The following is a 21,426-nucleotide window of genomic DNA, read 5'->3' on the forward strand; positions in this document are numbered from 1 at the left end:
ACCTGGGCCCGGCGTGTCGGGCCGGAAACACCGATCTTGAAACAGTCCCATTTTCAACGCCGGGCAACACCTGGGGAGAGAGCTGATGCGGGGGCGGTGTTACAGCGCCCGGGCGTGCTGGTAGACGGTCTCCAGTCGGTGCCGCAGGGTCTCGTTGGGGACGAGGCCCAGCGCCTGGGTGAAGTCGTGCTCGGCACGCGTGAGGTGGGCGCGTTGCTGGCTGAGGTGGTCGGCCAGCACGGTGCGGGTGGTGCCGGCGGCCGAGGGGAGTATGCGGGCGGCGTACACCATGCTGAGCGGGAACGCGAAGCAGGCGTGGAGGAAGCCGAAGGCCGGGCGCTCGGTGTCCCGCCAGGGCGAGAAGAACACCTGCTCGTCGGGGATGGTGATCTGGAGCGCGGTGAGCGCGTCGTTGAGCCAGTTGTGCGCGGCTTCGTGAACGAGTTCCCGGCCCAGGACGCGTGAGTCGCCGATGTGATCGGTGAAGACAGTGGCGGGCAGGCGGGTGATGCTGAAGTTGCGCAGGACCTGGTAGGGGCGGCGGTGGCCGGTCAGACAGACCACGGCCGCGTGGGCGGAGATCAGCGATCCCAGTCCGGCGTCGGCGGTGTGCGTGAACGCGCTGCTGGCCAGTGCGGCGAGGTCGTCTGGGGCGACGGACGTGCGAGGGCCGATGACGTAGTACGGGGTTTCGGACAGCGGGGTGCGGATCATCTGCTCCGGGGTCGGGGCGAGGACGACGCGCGGGCCGAGACGGGTTGCCGTGGTGAGGTAGGACCAGTTTCGGGAGGGGCCCGCGCGGTACCAGTCCAGGGTTTCGGCGTCACAGCTGCGGGCGGCGGCTGCGGCGCCTTCCAGGAGGTGATAGGCGAGCGCGTAGTCCAAAGGCACGCGTTCAGGGGCCTGGGTCGGATAGGTGCTGTCGGGCTGGAGGGCGGGATAGATCGCCGTGGTCCGGGTGGTCTGAAGCGTGGTGATGGCGTCGAGGCGCAGGGCTGTGGTGATGTCGCTCATGGCGGATAGTTCCTCTTCGGTACGCAAACCCGGTGCCGGGCTTCGAAGGTTCCGGCACCGGGTTTGCGTTGTGCTTCGGGGTCAGCGGGTGCTGGTTTCCGGTGTCGTCTCGCCGGTCGGGGACGGTTCGGTCCAGGCGTCGGCGCAGACGCTGGAGGTGTGGGCGCAGACGCGGACGGCGCTGTCGTCGCGCAGACCCTTCACGGTGGCGAGGAATTCGCTGAACGGGTCGTTCGTGGTCATGCTCTCCTCCGTGGGGATGGATTGACGGGCTGGTTGGTCGTTTTCCGGGGGTCCTCGGTTGCGGATGGGCATGGGGGCTCAGCCGTTTTCGCTGATGAGCCAGCTGATGAACTTGCGTTCCCGGCCTTGGCGGACGGGTTCGGTGCCGTGGGTGAGCTGGGAGCCGTAGAGCAGCGCGGTGCCTGGTTGTGGTGTGACGTGCCAGCGGGTGCGCGGCAGAGTGCGGAACCAGTCGGCGGAGTGATCGGCTCCGTCGCGTGCGAACGCCATCGGCTGGTGGTAACCGTCGCCCGGGTGCTGGGGGCTCCACAGGGCGTCGGCGGAGGTGGTCTCGACGAAGAACTCGCCGCCGTCTTCGGCGCGTTCCAGCGCAACGCTGATGCCCGCGATCTGCCGGGGCCAGATGGTGGGGTCAGGAGCGATGCCGTCGAGGTGTGGGGTGATGTGCTGGCCGGGCCCGTACTCGACGTACATCCATTCCCGGCAGGCGGTCAGCACCGGCATGGCCCGCTTCAGGGCGGGTGTGGCGCGCTCGACGGCGGCAGCCAGCAGCGTGACGGCTCGTTGGGGTAGCTCCTGGGTTTCCAGGCGGCCGGCGGGCTCATAGATGTCCATGGCCTGCCGAGGGGTGTGGCCGGGGATGGAGTGCAGAGTGGAGGTGCGCTCGGTGTCGTAGCGGCGTGAGCCGTCGTCGGCGAGGGCCGCGTCCATCACAGCGGTGAGTTCGCGCATTTCCCCGGGGGTGAGGAAACCTTCGATACTGCCGATGTTCAGGGTCTCGGCGATGTGGATCACCGTTCCTCCATGCCGGATCGGGGCGGGCGGAGGGCGCAGCCGCACCCGCCGTCGGGATCGGTGTGGCGGGCGGCGTGGGTGAGAACGCGGGCGGCCTGGTCGAGGTCGGCGAAGTAGTCGCACCACGGAGTGCCGGTGGTGGGGATGAGGCTGATTTCGAGGACCGGGTGCCGGGCGCCGGTCGCGGTACTGGTGAGGTCGGTGTGAGCGAGCTGGGAGGTCACGGTGCGGGGCAGATAGCCTTCGGCGTTGGCGATCGTGCGGCACAGTCGGGCGGCCAGGGCTGCGTACTCGGCGCGGTTCCGGGGCAGCAGGCCCACACGGTAGGCGGCGGGGTCGATGTCGGTGCCGGCGTAGTGGTGGCCTTGGCAGCTGTCGTAGGTGACGGCCTGCCATCTGGTGGTGAGGGTGTCCACCAGGGGCCAGACGCCAGGTTCGATGCTCTCGCGCCAGCGGGGGTGGAGCGGGTCGAGGTCGTCGGCTGGGTGGATGTCGGGCAGACCGATGCTGTTGATGTTTCCGTGGTCGCTGGTGTGCAGACGGGCCGGGCCGCGTGGCGCGGCCGGATCGTCCCAGCGGGCTAGGAAGGCGTCGGCGTCGTGCATCTCGTTGGGGATGCGGGGGCGCCAGCGGGCCCGCTCGCAGGTGGCTGTGGCCGGCTGGTCGGGGGCGGCGAGCAGGGCGGCGATGCCGTCGATGATGCGGGCGCGGTGGTCGCAGTACGCGTCGTCGTTGCCGGTGGCCTGGTACATCCGCCAGCGGGTGGCGGTGCAGCCGCCGCCGCACGTGGCGCGGTAGGGGCACGCGGTGCACTTGGCCATCAGTTCCTGGCCGCCGGCCAACAGCGGGCTGCGGTCCTGGGCAGCGGTGATGTCGGCCTCGGTGTGCGCTGCAGTCAGGGGCAGGAGGTGCGCTTCGGGCCAGGGGAGTTCGTCGCAGGAGCCGAGGCGGCCGTCGGGGTAGGCGGTGAAGACATGGGAGCACTTGAGGGTGGAGAAATGGCAGTGGGCGGTGTCAAGCCCGCGCAGGCGGCGGATCGTGGCGACAGCCGGGTCGAGCTTGATCCGCTGGAAGTGCCCGGCGGCGATCCAGCGGGCGGTGGCGGCGACGGTGAAGTCGGCATACTCGCGTGGGGTGACCGCCCAGGCCGGGCCGGTTCGGGTGACGGCCTGCTGCTGCAGGAGCCGACTGGCGGTCGGGCGGCGGCCGGCGGAGGCAGTGGTCCGCACGATGGTGGCGTCAAAGGCGGGCACGAGGTTGATGGCCCGCACCGCCGTGAAGGAGGCAATGTGGTCGATGACCTCCTGCGCGCGGCCCAGGACAGCGGGAGTGACCGCGGTGACGATCCCGCAGGTGCGGCTGCGTGCGGCGAGGAGGTCCAGGGAAGCGGTGATGCGCGGGTAGACGGGCTGGCCGTCGTAGCCGACGCGCCAGGAGTTGCCGTGTTCGTCGCCGTCCAGGGAGATTCCGATGGTGAGCGTCGGGTAGTGCGCCTCGAACAGGTCCAGCCACTGCTCGTCCAGACGCAGGCCGTTGGTCTGCAGCTGGACCCGGGTCACCGTGGGCTGGGCGGCGAGTTCGTCGAGGAGAGCGGCCATCGCGGTGCGGCCGATGGTCAGCGGTTCACCGCCGTGAAGTTCGACGGCCAGTGGCCGCTCGCCGAAGATCCGGCTGAGACGGCGGACCTGGCTGGGGGTGATCGCGGCACCGCCGGGTGCTTCCTTGCGTTTTTCGAAGCAGTACAGGCAGTCGATGTCACAGGTTTCGCCGCGCAACTTGAGGATCACCGAGACGGCGGTGTCGGAGGTAGTGGCTTCCAGGGGCAGCCATAAGGCGTCTGGACTGTCGGCGGAGGGCACAGAGGTGGTGAGGGGGTACGGCATGGGGTCTTCCTCATCGAGGGGTCATGGGTGGGGTTGCTTCGCGGCCGCGTCGCGCCAGGCGATCAGCTGGCCGTCGGAGAGCGGGACGCGGACGTCGCCGCGGCGCAGGAACCAGCCGTCGGCATACCGCTGCGGAAGCCACCCGAAGCCGGATAGGTCCTTCTGCCAGGAGGGGTCGGGGGCGGCTTCGGTCGGCCAGCAGCTCAGTAGTGCGTTGGCGAGGCGGACTTGCGCGGGGGCGAACCATGGGGAGGCGGCATCGGGCCAATGAGGTGTGGGCAGCGAGGGGATCCGGCGGTGACCGGTCGCGGTGTGCTCGGCGCGGGTCAGCAGGCTCGGCAGCCACTTCGCGCCTAGCAGCGGTGCTCCGGCCGCCACCGCTTCGGCTGCCGCCAGCGTCACGGCGAGCCGGTCCCAGACGACGTCTGCGTGAGGGTGCAGGGCCGCCTCGGCCAGTCCGACGAGGTCCTCGGCCAAGCTGGCGGCGGCTTCGGCCCGGTCGGCCAGCGCCCACCGCAGGTAGCCGGTGCGTTCGGCGGCCGACAGCACCGGTGCAAAGGCACCGTCGCTAAAGGCGAGGGCGGTCCGCAGCAGGGTGAGGTCGGCCAGCCGGGCGCGGACGGTCCGGAAGACCTCGATGTCCTCGCGGGTCACGGCAAAGGAACCGAGCAGGCTTCGCAGGCGGCCCACGGTGTCGCTGGTAACCGTTGTGGGGTCGACGCGGACGCCGTCCATCAGGCGGGAGTGCAGGGGCGGCAGCGGTCCGGTGGGCACGATAAGCAGGAGGTCGATGTCGCTGTGCGCGTGGGCCAAGTGCTCGGCGACCGCGCCCACTAGCCATATCTGGGCCCCGGGATGGTCGTCGGCGAGGTCGGCCGCGGCCTGTTGGGCGATCTGCAGCCGCTTGTTGAGGTATGGCGTCATCGCGCCTGGCTTCCCGTGGGGGTGAGCACGCGGTGGGCGGTGGAGGCCACCCAGGCGTCAAGGGCGGAGCGCACATCGGTGCGCTGGGCGCCGATGTGCGGGGTCGCCAGCAGGTTCAGCGGCGGCCCGCCGGTCGGTAGCAGAGCGAGGTCGTCTTGGTCGATCGGGTCCAGGGCCAATCCGCTCAGGTCCCCGCAGGCCAGGGCCTCCAGACAGGCGGGAAGGTCCAAGGTGCCGAGCCGTCCAACGCAGATCAGCAGCGGACTGCGGTGCCGGGCTGCCGAGAGGAATCCGCCGCCGAAGAGCCGCATGGTCTGAGGACCGAGTGGCAGAGCCACGAGGTGGGAATCGGCCCAGGCGGGGAGCGTGTCCGCAGGCCGCTGGGGAAGGTGTGCGGGGACGCTGGGCCGGGCGGCGTACGCGAGCTCGCGTACGTGGGGGCGCAGCAGCCGTCCGCACGCCCGGCCGACCGGCCCGGCGCCCCAGATCGCCAGCCGCATCCGGGAGACCGGCTCTGTCAGGCAGGCCGTCTTCGCGTGCTCGCCGGCGGCGAGGGCGGCCTGCCCGTATGGGATGCGGCGGGCCAGCGACAGCAGGGCGACGAGCGCCCATTCAGCGACCGCGTAGGCGGCCGGCCCGGTATTGCGGTGCAGGGCGATGCCGCGAGCTGCGAGCGCGCTGGTGTCGATGCCGTCCAAACCGGAGCCCGCCCGTATAACGTGCCGCAGCGCGGGCCAGTCGGGCAGCTGGGCAGCACCTAACCGCACGCCGGAGCGCAGCACGAGTACGTCGGCGGTCCGTGCCTGTTCGGGGTCGGCTTCCTCCAGGGTGTGGATCTCGTGTACGGCGGCGCCGGGTACCGCCTTGCCGAGCAAATTCAGGTCCGCGGAGCCGCGGACGGCCACGATGGCAGGCATGGCACCTCACCTGTTCCCGGGGGCGATGTAGCGGCCGAAGGCCAGGTCGCCGTCGCCGAAGAGGACCTGAAGCGGGGACGGGGATCCGAAGTAGTCGTCGCACGCGGCCTTGACGCCGGGCAGGCCGTTCCACGCCTTGGGGTTGATCTCCGGATCGGCGTAGTCGTCGATGATCAGAATCCCGCCGGGGGCGAGCCGGGGGACGCAGGCAGCCAGGCAGGTGCGGATGGTGTTGTAGTAGTCGCCGTCCAGGTAGGCCAAGGCCACCTGCTCGGGAAGCTGGCCGGGCAGGGTGTCGGCGAACCAGCCGGGGTGGATGGCTGGCGGGGTACAGCCCCAGCGGTCGTGCAGAGCCAGGACCTGCTCGGGAGCGGCGCGCAGAAAGCCGGGCGGGAAGAGGTCGGGGTCGCGCGGGCCTGGCTCGGGCAGTCCCTGGAAGGAGTCGTAGACGTGCACCGGCCGGTCGCGCTGTCCGGTGATGTCCAGAACGGCACGCATCCACAGAGCCGTCGCACCCTGATAGCAGCCAAGTTCGATAACCGCGCCGGGGATGTGGTCGGTGGCGAGGCGTTCGATCTCCGCGCGGAGAGCGAGCAGCCGGTCGGCATCCACGGTGTCGCTGTGGCATTCCAGCAGCCAGGCGTGCAGCTCGCGCAGGGCCGAGCCGGCAGCGTCGATGGGCATGGTCACCACCGGTCCACCAGGACGTCGCGGTCGGCCGGATCGGCGGCCAGCGCGGTGAGGATCTGCTGGTTGACGCGCGGCAGCAGATACTTGTCCGGCAATTCCTTCAACGGCACCCACTCGAAGCCACGCTGGACCGGGTCCGGCGGATCGGAGGCGCGCAGGGTGGTGTTGCCATCGAGAAGTTCGGCGAGGAAATTATGCTGGGTCTTGTGGACGTTGCCGAACTCGCTGTTGTACTGCTCGGGGACGTACTCCACGACGAACAGCAGCCGGGAAGCCCGTACACGCAGGCCGGTCTCCTCTTCCACCTTGCGCGAAACCGCGTCGCGCAAGGGCTCCCCGGCGACGGCCTTGCCGCCGGGGAGGTTGTAGTGGAAGCCGGAGTGGTCGTCGTAGGACATCAGCAAGATGCGCTCATCGTGGACGATCGCGGCCTTGACCGACACGCTGATCCGGGGCAGAGGTGTCATTGCGCGGTGCTTCCTTCCCTCGTCGGGGCCCGCCCTCAGGCGGGCCTGAAACGGCGGAGCGGGCGGTGCGGTCGAACGCAGGTGTTACAGGCAGGCGCGGGCAGCCGGATCGGCAACCCGCAGCAGGTCACCGACGTCGGCGAGGTCCACACCGGGCCCGGTGAAGGAGCCGGTGGCACGGAAGGCATCGGCGGCCATGCGCATCGCGGCCAGCGCGGCGCGGGAGAGCTGGTTGGCGTAGATGGCCAGGGCGAAGCCGGCCTGGCCGAGCTGCTGTAAGCCCAGCTGCGGGAAGGCGGTGGGCACGGTCACCAGCGGCACCGGTTCCGCCCAGGCGGCAGCGGTGCCCAGAGCCTGAGCACCGGTGGAGTCCTTGGAGTGCACCAGGACCGCGTCCGCCCCGGCCGCCGCATACACACTCGCCCGCTCCAACGCCTCGGCCAGGCTGCCGCCGCAGATCAGCGCTTCGGTGCGGGCGATCAGAAGCGTGTCCGGACCGGCAGCGCCGCGCATGGCGGCGAGCTGGTCGCATAGCAGCTCGACCGGGGCGAGCCGCTGGGAGCGGTGCACGGAGAAGGAGTTGCACTTGGGGTAGGCACTGTCCTCCAGGCACAGCGCGGCGGCTCCGGCCCGGGTGAGGTCGCCGGCGAACCGGCGGGCGGTGGCCGCAGCCCCGCCGGCGTTGTCGACATCCACAATCACCGGCAGCGGAACGGTGCGTCCCAGAGCCACGACGACATCGGCCAGATCCCTGGGGCCCAGCACGTTCTCGTCCGGCACCCCGAGAGCCGTGGACACCTCCAGGCCCGACACCCACAGGGCGTCGAATCCCGCCTCGGCGGCGACCCGGGCGGCAGCAGCACTGGTGGCACCGACCGCCCGCAGCGGCTGCCGCGTCGAGGCGGCCCGGGCGAGATTTTGCCGGAACGAGGAGGCTATGGTCTCATCGACATTGATGATCACGTTGCTCCTCCGGGAGTGAGACCGGTCAGCAGACGGTGTTCTTCCAACGCACGCCAGGCGGCGTGCAGCACGGTTGCGCGATCCTGGGCGGCATCGATCCGCACCACCGGGCCCAGCGCCGGGAAGGCTGCAGGGGCGGCGGTCACACCGCGGTAGACCTCCCGGACCCTGGCCTGGACCTCCAGCACATCCCAGTCGAGTCGGGTGGCGTCCCCGGAACGGGCCGCGGCGCGTTCCATTGCGGCCTCAGGGGTGATGTCCAGGACAAAGGTCAGATCAGGGACGACAGTGGTGTCCTGGGCGAGGACGGCATATGTGTCCTTGGGCGGCATGCTGTGCCTGACGGCGAAGAACGCCAGTTCCGACAGCAGCCACCGGTCGGCGATGATCGGACGGCCGGGAAGAGAGGGACTGATCAGCTGCGTGGAAGTGGCGTGCTTATCGGCGGCCAGCGCCGCCAGGTACCGGTCCCGGTTGTCCGTAGTGGGCCGGTACTTGCCGGCCACCAGATCCGCCGCTACGGAGGCGTCGAGGAAGTTCGCGGTCAGCACCGCCAGCGGCGTGACCTTGTAGAGGCCCTCGAAGAGCCGGAACAGGCCCTTGCGCAGCGTGGTCTTGCCGGTGCCATCCAGGCCCTCGACGACAATGAAAGGATAGCGGCTCATCGGCTACTCCACCTGCCCGGCGCCGGTGCCCCCGGCGTACTTGGTGAACCGCCCGCGCCACGGAACCGAGGTGGCCACCAGGTCAACCAGCCGCAGCTCACCCAGCGCGTCCAGCAGCGAGGGCATCGCGTTCTCGCGCACGATGCCCTCGGTGACCGCACGGCAGTACGCCAGGCGCACGGTGTCATCGACCGATGCGGTACGCAGCCGGTGCTGGAGCACCCGGGTCGCGGTGCCCAATACCACGGTGCGTGTGGCGGTGCGCAGGACGTCCAGGCCGATCTCGTCAGCAACCGGCTCCAGGGTGAGGTGGTGGACCCCGAGGTGGCGGATGGTCGCGAAAACCCCGACCCACCAGGCAGAGGCCGCGCACACCGCGATCACCGCTCCGCGGCTGGGAGCGTCCGTCACGCCGTCAAGCAGCAGCCCGGCGATATCCCGCCCCACAGCGGCCAAGGGGCCAGCCACACCGTCACCGGCACCGTACCGGTCGGGCAGATCGACCCAGGCCGACAGACCAGCGCCACCGATCTCAGCCCGGGCCTGCGGGTCAGCAACTCGCTCCGGGCGGACGGCCAGTATGGCTGGGGTCGCCTCGGTGAACAGCCCGCCGGGTGACAGCGGGCTGTTGACGACATCCCGCCATTCCTCCAGGTGCAGGGCGAGGCGCTGGATGTGCAGGCCGCCCGCGAGGGCCTCCCACGCATCGTGCAGGGTCAGCGATCCGGCAGGTGGAGAGGACACACGGTCTCCTTCGGTACGCAAGGTCAGGACATCGGGAGCGGGCCGGGCCCAGCGGCCCGGGATCCAGGAAGGGTATCCGTTTGATTACGTTCCGGATTCATGGCGTGTTCATATTCCGAAGACTTCCGCGAGCGGAGGCGACCATCCACGGAAAGGGGTTCTTCTAGGACACCGCTTTCCCGTCGCAGTGCCCAGGTCATCCAACGGCCCGCCGCCGGCCCAGAGACGGTCCTGTAGCGGCCTTTTGGCGGCCGTTTCCGCTTCAGCGGCCCGTCGATCTGGCCTACGACTCCCACCAGTGGCGCGACTCCCGCTACGGTGGGTGAATAGGTGTCAGGAATCCGGGAGCACGCATGACCGAGACGCAGCGCGGGAACCACCACCTGAAGCGGGAACGGCAGCGTGCGAACCTCACACAGGAGCAGAACGCGCAGGCCCTTACCACGCTCGCCGAGCAGATGCACGAAGCCGGGGAGATCACCCGCCGTACCTCGGTCAGTCCCCGGCAGTACCGGCGCTGGGAGAGCCCGACACCGCCATGGCCCCACCCGGACCACCGCAAATTGCTAGAACGGTTCTACGGCAGGCCGATCACCGATCTGGGCTTCACCCCGCCCGGAGCGCCCCGTCCCGTCCTATCCGTCATCGAGCCCATCCCACCCGCCACCGGCACACGCCCAGATAACGAGAAGCACGCAGCCGTGAACCGCCGTCAAGCCCTCACCACCGGGACAACCGCCCTCGGACTGGCCGCCGTCGGCGGCCCGCTGCCCTGGATGTCCCCCACTGCCTCCGCCGTGCCGGGCGACGCAGAGCTCCGGGTCGGCAGTGAGGAAGTGGAACTGTTGCGGTCCGCAGCCGTCGACCTGGACGCCATCGACCAGCGTTTCGGTGGTGACCGGCTGTGGCGATCGGCCCGCGCCCAACTGCTGTGGCTCCACCATCTGATCGACCAAGGCACCTACACCGATGTCATCGGCCAGGAACTACACAGCATCACCGGCCAGCTGACCACCTCACTGGGCTGGTTCTGCTACGACGCCGACCAGCAGACCGAGGCCAGGGTGTACTTCTCCGAGGCGCTCAACACCGCGATGCTCGCCGGCGACGATGCCCTGGCCACCCGCACCCTGTCCAACATGGCCCGCCAGTCCGTGGACCTGGGCAAGGCTCGCGAAGCCGTGCGCTTCGCACGCATCGCTCAGGCCCACGCCGCCGAATGGTCCGCCCCGCCGCGGGTCGCGGCCCTGCTGGCCATCCGCGAAGCCCAGGGCCATGCGCGGCTCGGCGACGAGGTCTCCGCCGGAAGCGCGATCAAACGTGCCTGGACCCACTTCGACCACGGCCCCAGCCAGCGCGACCCGGACTGGACCGGATTCCTCAACGAGGCTGAACTCACCTGTCTGGAAGGCATGTGCCGCCTTGACCTCGGCCAGCACAACCAGTCCGTGAAACTACTGGACCGCTCCGCCGAACTCCAGGACATCGAGCACTCCCGCAATCGCGGGATGTGTCTGGCCCGGCTGGCTTATGCGGCCCTGCAGAACCGTGATCTCGACCACACCGTGGCCGCCGCCGAGGAATCACTGCGGCTGGTTGACGGCGGCATGAGCTCCACCCGCAACATGAAGCAGCTCGTACTCGTCCGCAACGGCCTCACTCTCCACCGGACCCATGCCCCAGCCAGAGAGATGGCCGAGCGGCTCACCCAGTACACCGCCTGACAGTGAAAGAAAAGGGGGCCCACCACCGTGGCGGACATCGGCCTGCGGCACCATGATGCACACGCGGCGAAGGCCATTGTCGACGAACTCGTCGACGTCTATGCCGAGGTTTACGGCGTGCCGCCGTACGCGGGTGATCCGTTCTTCTCCATCGATGCCTATGCCGATCGCCTCTACGCCGCACTGGATATGGGTGGCTTCGAAACCGTCACCGCCCGCATCGACGGCCGGCTCGTCGGTTATGTCCACGGAGTCACCCTGTCTGCCGACATGCCCTGGTGGCTCTCTCTCGGTGAGGCCCGACCAGGAGCAGCCCGTGCTGCGGCCGAGGCCGGAAAGATCTTCTGGCTGCGCGAGCTCATGGTCCGCCTGGCCGCAACCAGTCAGGGCATCGGCCGTCAGTTGCATGACGCCGTCATCGCCCGGCGCAGTGAACCCTGGACCACGCTGACCTGCGTCATCGACAACGAACCAGCGCACAGCGCCTACCTGCGTTGGGGTTACGAGATCATGGGGCGTATCAAGCACGCCCCGGAATCCCCGACGTACGACGCGATGCTGCTGGCGCCGGAATCTAGCCCGTGACGTTCGAGGGGTCTGATCACCGCTTCGGCGGGGCCTGGCATGCCTTGCCTCCACCGAACGCAACAGGCCCACTATGAAAGCCGGCTGTGGGCCACTGGCCGGACAGCAATCCGTTCGGCGCGCGGCGCATCGACGGGATTCGGGTGACAGGCGAGGTCGTGCCCGCACTGCGCAGGCTGGAGGTGACCCACACCGACCTTGCGAAGGCGGTGTCGGACCATCTGCCGGTCACCGTCACCTACGAGTCCGCCGACCTGGCCTAAAACGCCGCGCGCCTGCCCGCAGGGGACATGGCCCGGGTTCAGGGCGGGTTGGGTTGAGGGCACACCGGTCCGGGTGGACGGCGGCGACGTGTTTGATCGCGGTGGTTCTGGCGATGGTGAAGACGTGTATGAGCTGGACGGGGTCGGTGGTGGCGGCTTCGTCGAGGGCCCGGTCGGTCCACGGCTGGCTGGGGGTGCCTGCGACCGTGCGGACCAGGGCGGGCAGGTAGAACTTGTTGATCGGCGGGCTGTCGGTGTTCATCGTGGTCCGGCGGCTCGGGACGCCAGCGTGGCGAGGTCACCGCGGGGTGATGGCGAGCTGAGCGAGCACGAGCACGGTGTCGGCTGCGGCGGTCAGGCTCGTGGGACTGCGAAAAGGTCGGCCAGCAGCGTGGTGGTGCCCGTGTTGGTGCGGTCGGCAAAGCCTGGGGGGTCGTCGTCGGTGTCGGTGCGGGCGGGGGTGAGCGCGGCCATCCCCGCGGTGAGGGCCGCGATTCCGGTCAACAGCTGGTCGAGGAGGTCGTCAGCTGAGGCGGCGGCGTAGGTGGCCAGGTCATCTCCGACCAGGCTGGGAAGGGTGTCCTCGCCGAGGCGGAGGCGGCGGGCGGCGTGGGCGGTTGCCTCCAGGATCGTGACAGCCGCCCCGAGACTGTCCAGCCCCGACCGGGAATATGCGGGTTCATACGCGAGCGCGTGCAGGCGCGGCGTGTGGTAGGCGAGCCGCCGGGTGGCTGTGGTAACCGGAAGGCGGTCCAGCACATACTGGCCGTACCGGCCGTGGAGGACGTGACTGGCGAGGCCGGCGGCAAGCACGCTCACGGCAACCCCTAGGACCAGCACGAGGCGGGTACGGCCGGTGTCCGCTCGCAGCAGGGGACGCACAGCGCGCACGCGGGGAGCAGCAGCAGGACGTAGACACCGATCAGGACTGCACGGCGCCGTCGCCGGTACACGGCGGCGGCCCGCAGCCGCGGATCGATCTGTTGCCGTGCACCCATCTGCGCATCGTCTCCGTGCCGGGGGTGGTCATGGTCAGTATCCCGGGCGGGCGCCCCACCCGTCCGGGGGACGAGACGAGCGTGCCCAGCACTGGCCGGGTGTCCGGTATGGGCATAGCGCCGGCAGGGACGGACAGGCCTTCGCGGTCGATGCGCCGCACGACCCGGAAGGTGCCCCTGTCGGTGACCGGTCCGCAGGCGACGCGGCAGGAGCAGCCGGTGCGCCCCGCCGGCACCGTCAGCTCCACCTCGTGCACCGTCTCCTCGATCGGGGCGAAGCCGTCGATGTCGGCCCGGTTGCCGCACGGGCACGTGTCGGGGCCCGACAGGACGTCCGTGGGCTTTGACCAGGACTTCTCGCCGTCAGATGACCATTACCGATGATCTTCTTGGTCGTACCGGACCACGACCAAGGTCGCGCACGGCTGGCGTCCTCATGTGGTCCGCTGGCCGCGGGTCCCGTCAGACGCGGATACGTCCGGTAGACGATCACAACCATGGCGATTCGGCTGATCTACCTTGTGTTCTCCCGGCTCGTGGGCTGGCTGGCGCTCCTGGCCCGCGGTACGGCGTCGAAGGACGCCGAGATCCTGCTCCGCCACCAGCTGGCAGTCCTGCGCCGCCAGGGGCACTGCTGCGTTCGCCGACTACCGACGATCTTGACCGTGAGTCTTCTTCGACGGGGCTCATGCGACCGCCTCACGGAGGTTTCAGACGTCCTGGAACGGTTTTGGAGGACGTCTTCACCGGAAGATTCACGGTCACGATCGGCTGGTTCTGGCGGATGCACCAGTGCCGACTGACGCTGACGCGGAAGGGAGCTCGTCATCCTTCGGGCTGGCCTGGTTCCCCGGCGTGCGGGGAACCAGGCAGGATCGTGGGCGTTGTTCGATGATCGAGATCGTTCAGTCGTAGGGGCGGGGGAGCGCGTTCACCAGGAGCTCGTGCACCGCCTGATGATCGCGTGGGTCGTGGAGGCGGGTCCGGCCGCCGCGGACGGTGTACCAGTCCAGGACTCCTGGCGTAGCGCACCCGCGCGACGACATCTCCGTCGTCGGTGCAGACCGTGCGCAGTTCGAGCGCGCCGGTGATCGTGCCGACCTCGTCGGTCCACACCCCGCCGGGCGGGGCGGTGCACGGGGACCGGAGTTCGCTCATACGGTCATGAGATGGTCATGAGGAGCAGGTGTTGAGCATGCTCTGCAGCGCGGATTTCTCCGCGGTCTGGAGCCGCAGCCCCCAGTGGTACTTCGACCGGATCCACATCTTCGAGTAGGTGCACCGGTACGCTGAGCGCGGCGGCTGCCAGGTGGAGGGGTCCTGGTCACCTTTGGATTGGTTAACGTTATCGGTGACCGCGATGAGCTGCGGATAGGACAAGTCGTTAGCAAAACTCTGACGTTTGCTGGTGGTCCAGCTGCTGGCCCCCGACCGCCAGGCTTCGGCCAGCGGCACCACGTGGTCGATGTCGATATCGGCCGGGCTGTACCAGGTGGCGCCGTCATACGGGCTGTACCAGGAACCGGAGGTCGGGTAGCAGGACCCATCGACGATGACGTTCGCGCCGTCCCGCTTGAGGACGGTTTCCCGGGTGTTGCAGCTGCCGGAAATCGTGATCCAGTGCGGGAACAGGTCCCGCGAATAACCGGTCATGCTGCCCTCGGCGGCCACGGTCAGCGCGTTGAGTTCGGCCTGCGCGGTCGCTTTACTGGGAATGTTGGGCGGGGTTGCCGACGCCGGGGTTGTCAGTGTCACCGACAACGCGACGGCGGTCAGCGCCGCGCCGGTCAGGCCGGCCCAACGGCGGCGCGACAGGGCAGGGGGACGGAACACGGCTCCTCCTCGGGGTGGGGAAATGAGCCCGTTAACCGTCCACTGGGCAGGTGATTGTTCAGCTGTCGGTATCTGACCGGCGAGCGACGTCCACCGGAAGATTTCGGCCTGTCCGCCACCGGTTTGTCGTCCCGTCAATAGTTCGTCATCGGGTCGTGGTCCAGGACGGGTTGTGCTCGCCGGGGAATCCATGGCCGACACGTGCCGCCTACGATAAGAGGGTGCGGTCGAGGTCTGTAGGCGACGACCCCATCATGATCTGTTTTGTGGGGAAGTGGCTGGGGTCGGAGTTGTCGCTGCTGTTCTTCGGGCGCGTGGGGTAGTCGATGGTCTGCGCGTCGTTCTCGGGTGCTGATGCGTTATCGGGGGTCGGCGCAGGTCGGCTCGCACCGACTGTTGATCAGATGGTCGGGGTGGGTTTCGGTGAAGGCGGCCATCAGCCGATCCCGCGGTCCGGTGTCCCTTCCCTGTTCGTGGTGGCCGCGGCGGATGTTCTCCCGCGAACGCCTGCCGTCAGGGCCTATTGGTTAGGCGAGAGCGGCGGTGACGGTGAGGGTTGTCTCCGGGCAGGTGGCGGCGTGGGAGGTGAGCGCGGTTTTCTCCGTGGTGTCGACGGCGAGCCGCCAGCGGATCTTCACCGCGACCCATTCGGTCAGGTAGCGGCAGCGCGCGTCGGTGGCCGGGGGCATCCATGCGGCCGGGTCTTTGTCGCCTTTGGCCTGGTTGAGCCGGTCGGTGACCGCGACCAGGGAGCGGGGGTCGTCGAGGTCGTTGGCGTAGGCGCGGCGTTGGGCGTCGGTCCAGGTCGAGGCGCCGGAGTCCCAGGCCTCGGCCAGCGGCACGAGATGGTCGATGTCGAGGTCGGTGGGGTTGGTCCAGGTCGCATCGTCGTAGTAGGACCGCCAGGCTCCCCCGGTGAGTCGGCAGCCGGCGCCGACCGACGGGGCGGTGACCGCTTCGGCGATCAGCACCTCGGAGCGGGTGGTACAGCCGTCGGTGTCGGCGTCCACCCAGTGCTCGAACGTCTCGCGGGTGTAGCCGGTGCGGTTCTCGGCCGTCACGGGCAGGTCGGTGATCGCGGCCCGCAGCGACCGGCCCGCGGCCCCGTCCGGGCTGATGATGCCGTCGGGGAGCGGGGTGTGCGCGGGCGGGCCGGTTGGCTCGGGGCGCCCTGCCGGGACCGTCTCCCCGCAGGCCCCGCCCAGCACGGCAAGGGCCACCACGGCGGCGGCCACCGCCCGCGGGCGGACCCTTCTCGTCCGCGTCCGACCTGCTCTGCCCGGCATGACCCCATACGTTCTCATGAACGGACTGGACGCTGGGGTGGATGTCGGGGGACATCGGTGCTCGAAGGCGTGGGCACTGGTGCATCTGTCAGGACTAGTCAATCTTGGCTGTCGATCTTCCGTGGAGGCGTCCTTCAAAGTCGTTCCGGGGAGTCTGACGCCTTCGTACGGCGGTCACGTGAGCTCCGTTGACGGGAAGATCTGTGGTCACGACCATCGGTGATCGGCGAATGCAACTGTGCCTGCTCGCCCAGATCCTGCGGGTCCCGGAACACGACGGTCTGGTTCACCGCGAGGCGCGACTGACCCCGCACGTCGAGTACAGCCACCCCGCTCGGCTGGCGGACCACCGACAGGCTCAAAGAGTTCATCGAGTTCGTCGAAGAGCGCATGCCCGCGGTGATGGCCGTTCGTGCCCGCTACGACGCGACCTGAGCGGCTCTGGCGGATGCTTCGGCAGCGGCCCGGAACCGCTCAGGCGACGACTGCGCAAAGCGCCCGCGGTACAGTGAGAGTAATATGAAGGTCTCTTCTGAGGCGCGGTATATGGGAGCGGTACTCGGGGCTGCGGCGGGCGATGTTCTGGGTGCTCCTCATGAAGGCCTCGACCTGAGTCTCCGTCCTTCTGATGTGATGTTGTCACAGGCGCTGAACCCAGATTTTATGCTGCCGCTGCACAGGCTTGTGCGTTTCATTCATGATGAGCATCAGGGTGTGGTGAAGGAAGTACTCGAGTCGGCAGGTTTTTGGGCGTACGGGGAGCAGACCGACGACACCGCGCAGGCGATATGCGTCATCGACAGCGTCAACACCCTCGGCGCGTTTGAGATGGCGGACATAACTGCCAGGCTCGTCCAGTGGTATGACGGAGGTTCGGGTAAGGGACTCGGCGGGACCACCGCCTTGAGTCTGATGCTGGCAGAAAAAGGGGTGGATTGGCGGCGGTCAGGCCAGGCGGCCATCGACATGGGTGAAGTCATGTATCAAGGTCGGGATCATGAAACCGCCTTTTCGATGAGGGCGGTCCCGAGTAACGGGTCATTGATGCGGACCTATCCGATCGGACTCTACTTCAGTGGTGACCTTGAGGATATTGACGTGGCGGCGCGAGATCTTTCGCTGGTCACCCATGCGTACGACGAGTGTGTGGCAGCGTGCCAGCTGGCAAGCCAGATGGTGGGCCGTTTCGCCGAAGGCCATCCGAAGGGCGAGGTTATTGATTTTGTAAGAGCCCGGTATCTCCGGACGTTTGAAAAGGCCGTGGCGGCTGTGAATACCGACTTCGCATACGCCGGAGGCGTGTCTACCACGCTCGGTATCGTTCTCGAAGCGCTGATGAATAATGATTCGTTCGAGGATACTGTGGTAGCCGCCGTGAATCCTCATGCCTGGTCCCCGGTAGAGCGCTGGGGGTATGGGTACAGCGGCCCGGATACCGATACCTATGGCGCTACCGTCGGGGCGATGGCGGGGGCGTTGTATGGAGTTGACAGCATCCCAGAGAGGTGGCTCTCGGTGATGCATCCTGTTTCAGCCGATGCATTGCGGCAAAAGGCGCTGCTTCTGCACGGGAGGAGTATGGAGAGGTTGAAGAACTGAGAGCCTGTGGGGGGTGCCCGAAAATTGGATTCGGGCCATGCGGCCTGCCGGTATTCGTGGATGAGCCCACCGAGGCGATTATATCGGATGATCGACGTGGCGGGTTCGGGCGGTGGGTCGGCGCCGGTGCTGAGCAGTGCCTGTTGCGGCACTGTTGCATCCGTCAGGATCAGCCGATCTCGACCGCAAATCTTCCGGTGGAGACGCCCTCCAAAGTCATTCCGGGGCGTCTGAAGCCGCCGTGATTCGGTCACATTAGCCTCGTCGACGAGAAGATCTACGGTCAAGATCGCCGGTAATCGGCGAACGCAACAGTGCCGGCCACGCTCGTCGAGGAGCTCCTCGACGTCCCGGTACGACAGCGCGTAGCGCAGGTACCAGCGGACCGCCAGCACGCTTCCCCTCGGGCGGGAAGCGGAACCCGGTGAACTTGAGAGGCTGGGACCGGTGAACGGACACGACGTCAGCGCATCATTCGATCATGACTGATCGGCAGTCGAGATGGCGGACTTCGCCAATGCAACAGTGCCTGTGTCCGTACTACCGGCGGTGTTTGCGGCAGTGCCAGCCCAGCCGCAGGTCAGGACATCGATGACCGAACGTATGATTGCCGGATCGATCTCCCTGCGGGAATGGCAGATGAGTGTTAGGACGCTTCAGCCTTTCTCGAGTGTCTGCGAGCGGACTGGCAGGCGAGGCATCCGTCTGCTAAATGGTTCAGGAGCGAAGCGCCGTTGTAACGGCTCCTATTACGAGAGCAAGCGCGACGGCAATAAGCGCGCGCGAGAAGGCGGCGCGAGCATCCATCAAGCGGGACGCCTTCCTCTTCGACGTCCACTCGGCGAGCACGGCCGCCTTGTACTGGTCCTCTAGGTGAGCACGTTTCCCTCCCGCCGCGCGACGGTACCCTGTAACATTACCGTAGATTCCCACTCTTGTATCCGTGTCGAGTGCGCGTATTGCACATAGGAGGAGATAAACGACGGCAGCCAACGCTGGTAACACGGCGCAAGCTAGCAAGATTCGCGATCCGATATGGACAGCATTCGCCGACACGCGAAGCTCATAGGCTGAAATTGCGACCATTCCGGCAAGCAGTGCAATCGTTGGTGTGAGTAGCCGTGAAGCCTTCCCCTCGGTTGTGGCGGCCGCTGTGTGCGCGGATTCCGCTCTTTGGCGCTGGATCTCAATAAGGTCATCGAGATCGGCCTCGGTTGCGACCGCAATCCAGGAAGGAACGGGTGTCTCGGGAGGCACAAGGCCGTCCCTGCTGGGAACGATTCGAGCGGGCGCCAAGTCCCAGAGAAACCCTTGCCGGCCATTTGGCCATCTGGGCGTACCGACGGGAGGATCTGTAACGTCGGCACCGAGTCTTCCAAGAATCCACGCCCAGACTCGCTCCCACCTCGTCCATGACGGCGAAGTCAACTCATTCCTCTGTCGACGTTGGCAAGATATGCAGCCACCGCTGGAGCTACCGTCTCCTCCGCGCCCTCAAGAAACAGCCATTGACCGACCGGATTCGCTTCCAGGAACCATGGTAGGCTATCCTTGTCTAGAGCCCAATCCTGTACTGATGTCGTCAACCCGAGCTCCGCCGTTACCGATATGGCCAAGTCCTCAAGTTCTTCGAATCGCGAGTAACGAAAGCCGCTACCCGTCGGATCGGAGAGCCGCCAGTCGATAGGCGCCCCCTCTACACGCTCTCTGCGCCATATCCATGCGCGCCGACCGACCGTTACTACCCTCAGATCCGCCGAAGCCACTACCATGCGCTGCAACACCGTGGGGGCACCGACCAGAAGGGGAATAACAGATTCATCAATCTGGTCGGGATGTGGCGCGAGCCCGACACCACTACTCACGGACTTTGCAATGACAGGAAACCGCATCAGGAAGTCTCTCGCCGATTCAGGACTATTGGTTGCAAGCGTTTCTGGCACCGGCGCTCCCACCCGGCTCGCGACGGCTAGTTGTAGAATTGTATGTTCAGCGCGATCCACGGCGGCCGTGTCATCGACCCATCTCAAGTCCAAGGAAAGAAGACTACCAACGAAGGCCGCGAGTGCTTCGTCCTGAGCGAGAGCCTGCTCTTCTGGCCTCGCACCCAGTCGTGGAAGCCTTCCCAATCGTCGCCACCACACGGTCCAGCCATGCTCTACAACTTCCGAACCAAAGTCTACTCCGACGCCTGGAATAGCCGAGAATCCTTGTCCACCGAGATCGCTCAGGGCCGCACGCCAAAGCGTAACGCCAAGCCCATCAAGGCATCGGCTCACAGCTCGGGCGTGTAGATCACCTTCAGGTGCGACGAGAAGTACGCTGCGCGTGTCGAGCGTCGTCACGCGTAGGCGCGGTTGGACTCGACCATCATGACATCCTCGCCGCGCACGAACGTGCGTCCTGGCGCGGGATCTGAGACCAGCGGCTGGCCAGCGGCGGTTCCGCCCCTTGGACCACTCGGATAGTAAGGATCTTCACCCCTCCCCTTCGTCTCCGTGTCCGGTTCCTCCGGCCAGGTCATTCGCTGATCATGCCTGGCCGCTAGAGCGCCAAGCACAGTGCGGGCATACTGCGGCAACCTCCGTTCGACGGTCGACCACAAGTGAATCGCAGAAATGGCCAGGATATCTTCTCCCCGGCGCTCGGTAGCTTGGTCCGGTTCGGGATCGGGTTCGACTGGAGTCGTGCCAACATGTTCCCCGCGAGCCCTCGTGACCGTGTCATCAGGATCAGGAACCGGTTGCGTCATGACAGTCAGCCCTTCCTTCGATCGATCTTGACGCCGCCGCCGAGCGCGGGAGGGCGTGTGCTTCACGAACCCAGGATCGACAACTATCGCATAAACCGAGGCTCGACCCTGACGGTTGGTCAGTCGCAATGTCAAGGTTCCCGCCATCGGCGTGATCGACCTGTCGGGCTGCCTTGTCTCACATACCCGTCACCGACGGGAGTTGGCTGTCGTCCGACCATGACACCCACCGAACGACTGTGGCGCGACAATCCCGGATGGTTACGTCGCGGTGGTCGCTCACCGGATCGAGAATGAGTCACTCTGCGCGAAGGCCGGCGGGCGCAGCCGACCGGGAGGCTCTGCGTCGTCGATGGGATCGTCATGTTGCATCTCAACGCCGACGAGGGCGGTTAGCTGGGTCTGTTGCATCCGCAGAATCCTTGGTCAGGCATGGTGGACGGATGCGTCGACGTGCCGTCCGTCCGCCGGTTCCCGTCTCGGAGTTCACCGGGTTCCGGTGGGTCTGCCGCTTCGGTGCCGGGGGTATCCCCAGGGACTTCAGGACTCGGCGGATCGTGGAGGCGCCGACGCGGTGGCCGAGTTTGAGGAGCTCGCCTTGGATCCGCTGATACCCCCACATCGTATTCTCGGTCGCGAGCCGCTCGATCAGCGTGGCGATCTCCGTGCTGACCGGTGGTCGTCCCGTCCGCTGCGGGTGGGTCCATTTCCGTGTGATCAGACGGCGGTGCCACCGTAGGACGGTTCCCGGGGTGATCAGCCGGTGCGCTCGCAGTGCCCTGGGCAGGAGCCGGATCAGTGCGGCGAGTACCGCCCGGTCCGCCCAGTCCCACCGGGGCTTGGGCTGGGTGCGGCGCAGCACGGCGACCTCGTGCCGCAGCACCAGCAACTCGATGTCCTTGGATGCCGACGAACGGCCGAGTAGGACCAGCCAGCCGCACATCCGAACGAAGATCAGATAGAGCAGGCGGATGGACATAGCTGACCATCATGCCGACAGCCGCGCGACCGCATCATCCCAGCTCACAGGCCCAAGCCGACTTCTGGCACCCCAGTGCGCCATGAGCGCGGAGAGTGAGGT

21 protein-coding genes and 2 pseudogenes are annotated in these 21,426 nt (G+C 67.4%); 4 read left to right on the forward strand and 19 right to left on the reverse strand.

The window, feature by feature from the left end:
• Positions 1–99: 99 nt before the first annotated feature.
• The 11 genes from DD1DGNOD_RS13185 to DD1DGNOD_RS28055 all read right to left on the reverse strand — a co-directional run bounded on the left by DD1DGNOD_RS13185 (position 100) and on the right by DD1DGNOD_RS28055 (position 9,305).
• Positions 100–1,014, reverse strand: a complete 915-nt coding sequence (locus DD1DGNOD_RS13185) for an aKG-HExxH-type peptide beta-hydroxylase (protein WP_131770256.1) — start codon at positions 1,012–1,014, stop codon at positions 100–102.
• Positions 1,015–1,095: 81 nt separating this feature from the next.
• Positions 1,096–1,257: a hypothetical protein gene (locus DD1DGNOD_RS26965; RefSeq protein ID WP_165036671.1), complete on the reverse strand. Its 162-nt coding sequence runs from the start codon at positions 1,255–1,257 to the stop codon at positions 1,096–1,098.
• A gap of 78 nt (positions 1,258–1,335) precedes the next feature.
• Positions 1,336–2,052 carry a 2OG-Fe(II) oxygenase gene (locus DD1DGNOD_RS13190; protein WP_131770257.1) on the reverse strand — a complete coding sequence of 239 codons (717 nt, stop codon included), beginning with the start codon at positions 2,050–2,052 and terminating at the stop codon, positions 1,336–1,338.
• A complete protein-coding gene (locus tag DD1DGNOD_RS13195; RefSeq protein WP_131770258.1) occupies positions 2,049–3,935 on the reverse strand; it encodes a radical SAM/SPASM domain-containing protein in 1,887 nt (628 codons plus the stop codon). Before DD1DGNOD_RS13195 ends, DD1DGNOD_RS13190 begins: the two co-directional genes overlap by 4 nt.
• A 21-nt stretch (positions 3,936–3,956) precedes the next feature.
• On the reverse strand, positions 3,957–4,859 hold the full coding sequence (locus DD1DGNOD_RS13200; RefSeq protein ID WP_131770259.1) for a hypothetical protein: 903 nt from the start codon (positions 4,857–4,859) through the stop codon (positions 3,957–3,959).
• Positions 4,856–5,776 (reverse strand): NAD(P)-dependent oxidoreductase, encoded by a 921-nt coding sequence (locus DD1DGNOD_RS13205; RefSeq protein WP_131770260.1) that lies wholly within the window; start codon positions 5,774–5,776, stop codon positions 4,856–4,858. The genes DD1DGNOD_RS13200 and DD1DGNOD_RS13205 overlap by 4 nt, the downstream gene beginning before the upstream one ends.
• Positions 5,777–5,782: 6 nt before the next feature.
• Positions 5,783–6,460, reverse strand: a complete 678-nt coding sequence (locus DD1DGNOD_RS13210; RefSeq protein WP_131770272.1) for a TylF/MycF/NovP-related O-methyltransferase — start codon at positions 6,458–6,460, stop codon at positions 5,783–5,785.
• Between the two features lie 2 nt (positions 6,461–6,462).
• Entirely contained in the window at positions 6,463–6,909 is a 447-nt protein-coding gene (locus tag DD1DGNOD_RS13215; RefSeq protein ID WP_206443150.1) for an NUDIX domain-containing protein, read from the reverse strand.
• 108 nt (positions 6,910–7,017) lie between these two features.
• Positions 7,018–7,896, reverse strand: coding sequence for an isocitrate lyase/phosphoenolpyruvate mutase family protein (locus DD1DGNOD_RS13220; RefSeq protein WP_206443151.1), 879 nt, complete (start codon positions 7,894–7,896; stop codon positions 7,018–7,020).
• Positions 7,893–8,561: a dTMP kinase gene (locus DD1DGNOD_RS13225; protein WP_131770262.1), complete on the reverse strand. Its 669-nt coding sequence runs from the start codon at positions 8,559–8,561 to the stop codon at positions 7,893–7,895. The genes DD1DGNOD_RS13220 and DD1DGNOD_RS13225 overlap by 4 nt, the downstream gene beginning before the upstream one ends.
• Before the next feature lie 3 nt (positions 8,562–8,564).
• Positions 8,565–9,305, reverse strand: coding sequence for a hypothetical protein (locus DD1DGNOD_RS28055; RefSeq protein ID WP_206443152.1), 741 nt, complete (start codon positions 9,303–9,305; stop codon positions 8,565–8,567).
• 353 nt (positions 9,306–9,658) lie between these two features.
• Here DD1DGNOD_RS28055 and DD1DGNOD_RS13235 point away from each other — a divergent pair, with 353 nt between their 5' ends.
• The 3 genes from DD1DGNOD_RS13235 to DD1DGNOD_RS26970 all read left to right on the forward strand — a co-directional run bounded on the left by DD1DGNOD_RS13235 (position 9,659) and on the right by DD1DGNOD_RS26970 (position 11,877).
• Positions 9,659–11,029: a hypothetical protein gene (locus DD1DGNOD_RS13235; RefSeq protein WP_131770263.1), complete on the forward strand. Its 1,371-nt coding sequence runs from the start codon at positions 9,659–9,661 to the stop codon at positions 11,027–11,029.
• A 27-nt stretch (positions 11,030–11,056) separates the two neighbouring features.
• Positions 11,057–11,614 carry a GNAT family N-acetyltransferase gene (locus DD1DGNOD_RS13240; protein ID WP_131770264.1) on the forward strand — a complete coding sequence of 186 codons (558 nt, stop codon included), beginning with the start codon at positions 11,057–11,059 and terminating at the stop codon, positions 11,612–11,614.
• Positions 11,615–11,700: 86 nt separating this feature from the next.
• Complete coding sequence (locus DD1DGNOD_RS26970) at positions 11,701–11,877, forward strand: hypothetical protein (protein ID WP_165036673.1); 177 nt, start codon at positions 11,701–11,703, stop codon at positions 11,875–11,877.
• 354 nt (positions 11,878–12,231) lie between these two features.
• Here DD1DGNOD_RS26970 and DD1DGNOD_RS13250 read toward each other — a convergent pair whose 3' ends face one another.
• The 5 genes from DD1DGNOD_RS13250 to DD1DGNOD_RS28060 all read right to left on the reverse strand — a co-directional run bounded on the left by DD1DGNOD_RS13250 (position 12,232) and on the right by DD1DGNOD_RS28060 (position 16,365).
• Positions 12,232–12,768, reverse strand: coding sequence for a hypothetical protein (locus DD1DGNOD_RS13250; RefSeq protein WP_131770266.1), 537 nt, complete (start codon positions 12,766–12,768; stop codon positions 12,232–12,234).
• Between the two features lie 31 nt (positions 12,769–12,799).
• Positions 12,800–13,132, reverse strand: a complete 333-nt coding sequence (locus DD1DGNOD_RS13255; protein WP_131770267.1) for a hypothetical protein — start codon at positions 13,130–13,132, stop codon at positions 12,800–12,802.
• Positions 13,133–14,048: 916 nt separating this feature from the next.
• Positions 14,049–14,708: an HNH endonuclease family protein gene (locus DD1DGNOD_RS13265; RefSeq protein ID WP_131770268.1), complete on the reverse strand. Its 660-nt coding sequence runs from the start codon at positions 14,706–14,708 to the stop codon at positions 14,049–14,051.
• A gap of 527 nt (positions 14,709–15,235) precedes the next feature.
• A complete protein-coding gene (locus DD1DGNOD_RS13270) occupies positions 15,236–15,994 on the reverse strand; it encodes an HNH endonuclease family protein (RefSeq protein ID WP_131770269.1) in 759 nt (252 codons plus the stop codon).
• 134 nt (positions 15,995–16,128) lie between these two features.
• Complete coding sequence (locus DD1DGNOD_RS28060; RefSeq protein ID WP_206443154.1) at positions 16,129–16,365, reverse strand: hypothetical protein; 237 nt, start codon at positions 16,363–16,365, stop codon at positions 16,129–16,131.
• Positions 16,366–16,513: 148 nt separating this feature from the next.
• On the opposite strand from DD1DGNOD_RS28060, the gene DD1DGNOD_RS13280 reads away from it, so the two are divergent.
• Complete coding sequence (locus tag DD1DGNOD_RS13280; RefSeq protein WP_131770270.1) at positions 16,514–17,593, forward strand: ADP-ribosylglycohydrolase family protein; 1,080 nt, start codon at positions 16,514–16,516, stop codon at positions 17,591–17,593.
• A gap of 320 nt (positions 17,594–17,913) precedes the next feature.
• On the opposite strand, the pseudogene DD1DGNOD_RS31190 reads toward DD1DGNOD_RS13280, so the two are convergent.
• From DD1DGNOD_RS31190 to DD1DGNOD_RS13295, 3 genes and pseudogenes are all read right to left on the reverse strand, one after another.
• A pseudogene (locus DD1DGNOD_RS31190) lies at positions 17,914–18,052 on the reverse strand (IS6 family transposase); the annotation flags it as partial.
• 965 nt (positions 18,053–19,017) lie between these two features.
• On the reverse strand, positions 19,018–19,536 hold the full coding sequence (locus DD1DGNOD_RS13290) for a hypothetical protein (RefSeq protein WP_165036675.1): 519 nt from the start codon (positions 19,534–19,536) through the stop codon (positions 19,018–19,020).
• Positions 19,537–20,847: 1,311 nt separating this feature from the next.
• A pseudogene (locus tag DD1DGNOD_RS13295) lies at positions 20,848–21,324 on the reverse strand (integrase core domain-containing protein); the annotation flags it as partial.
• Positions 21,325–21,426 lie beyond the last annotated feature (102 nt).

The sequence above is a fragment of the Candidatus Protofrankia californiensis genome, assembly GCF_900634765.1.
GTDB classification, from domain to species: domain Bacteria; phylum Actinomycetota; class Actinomycetes; order Frankiales; family Frankiaceae; genus Protofrankia; species Protofrankia californiensis.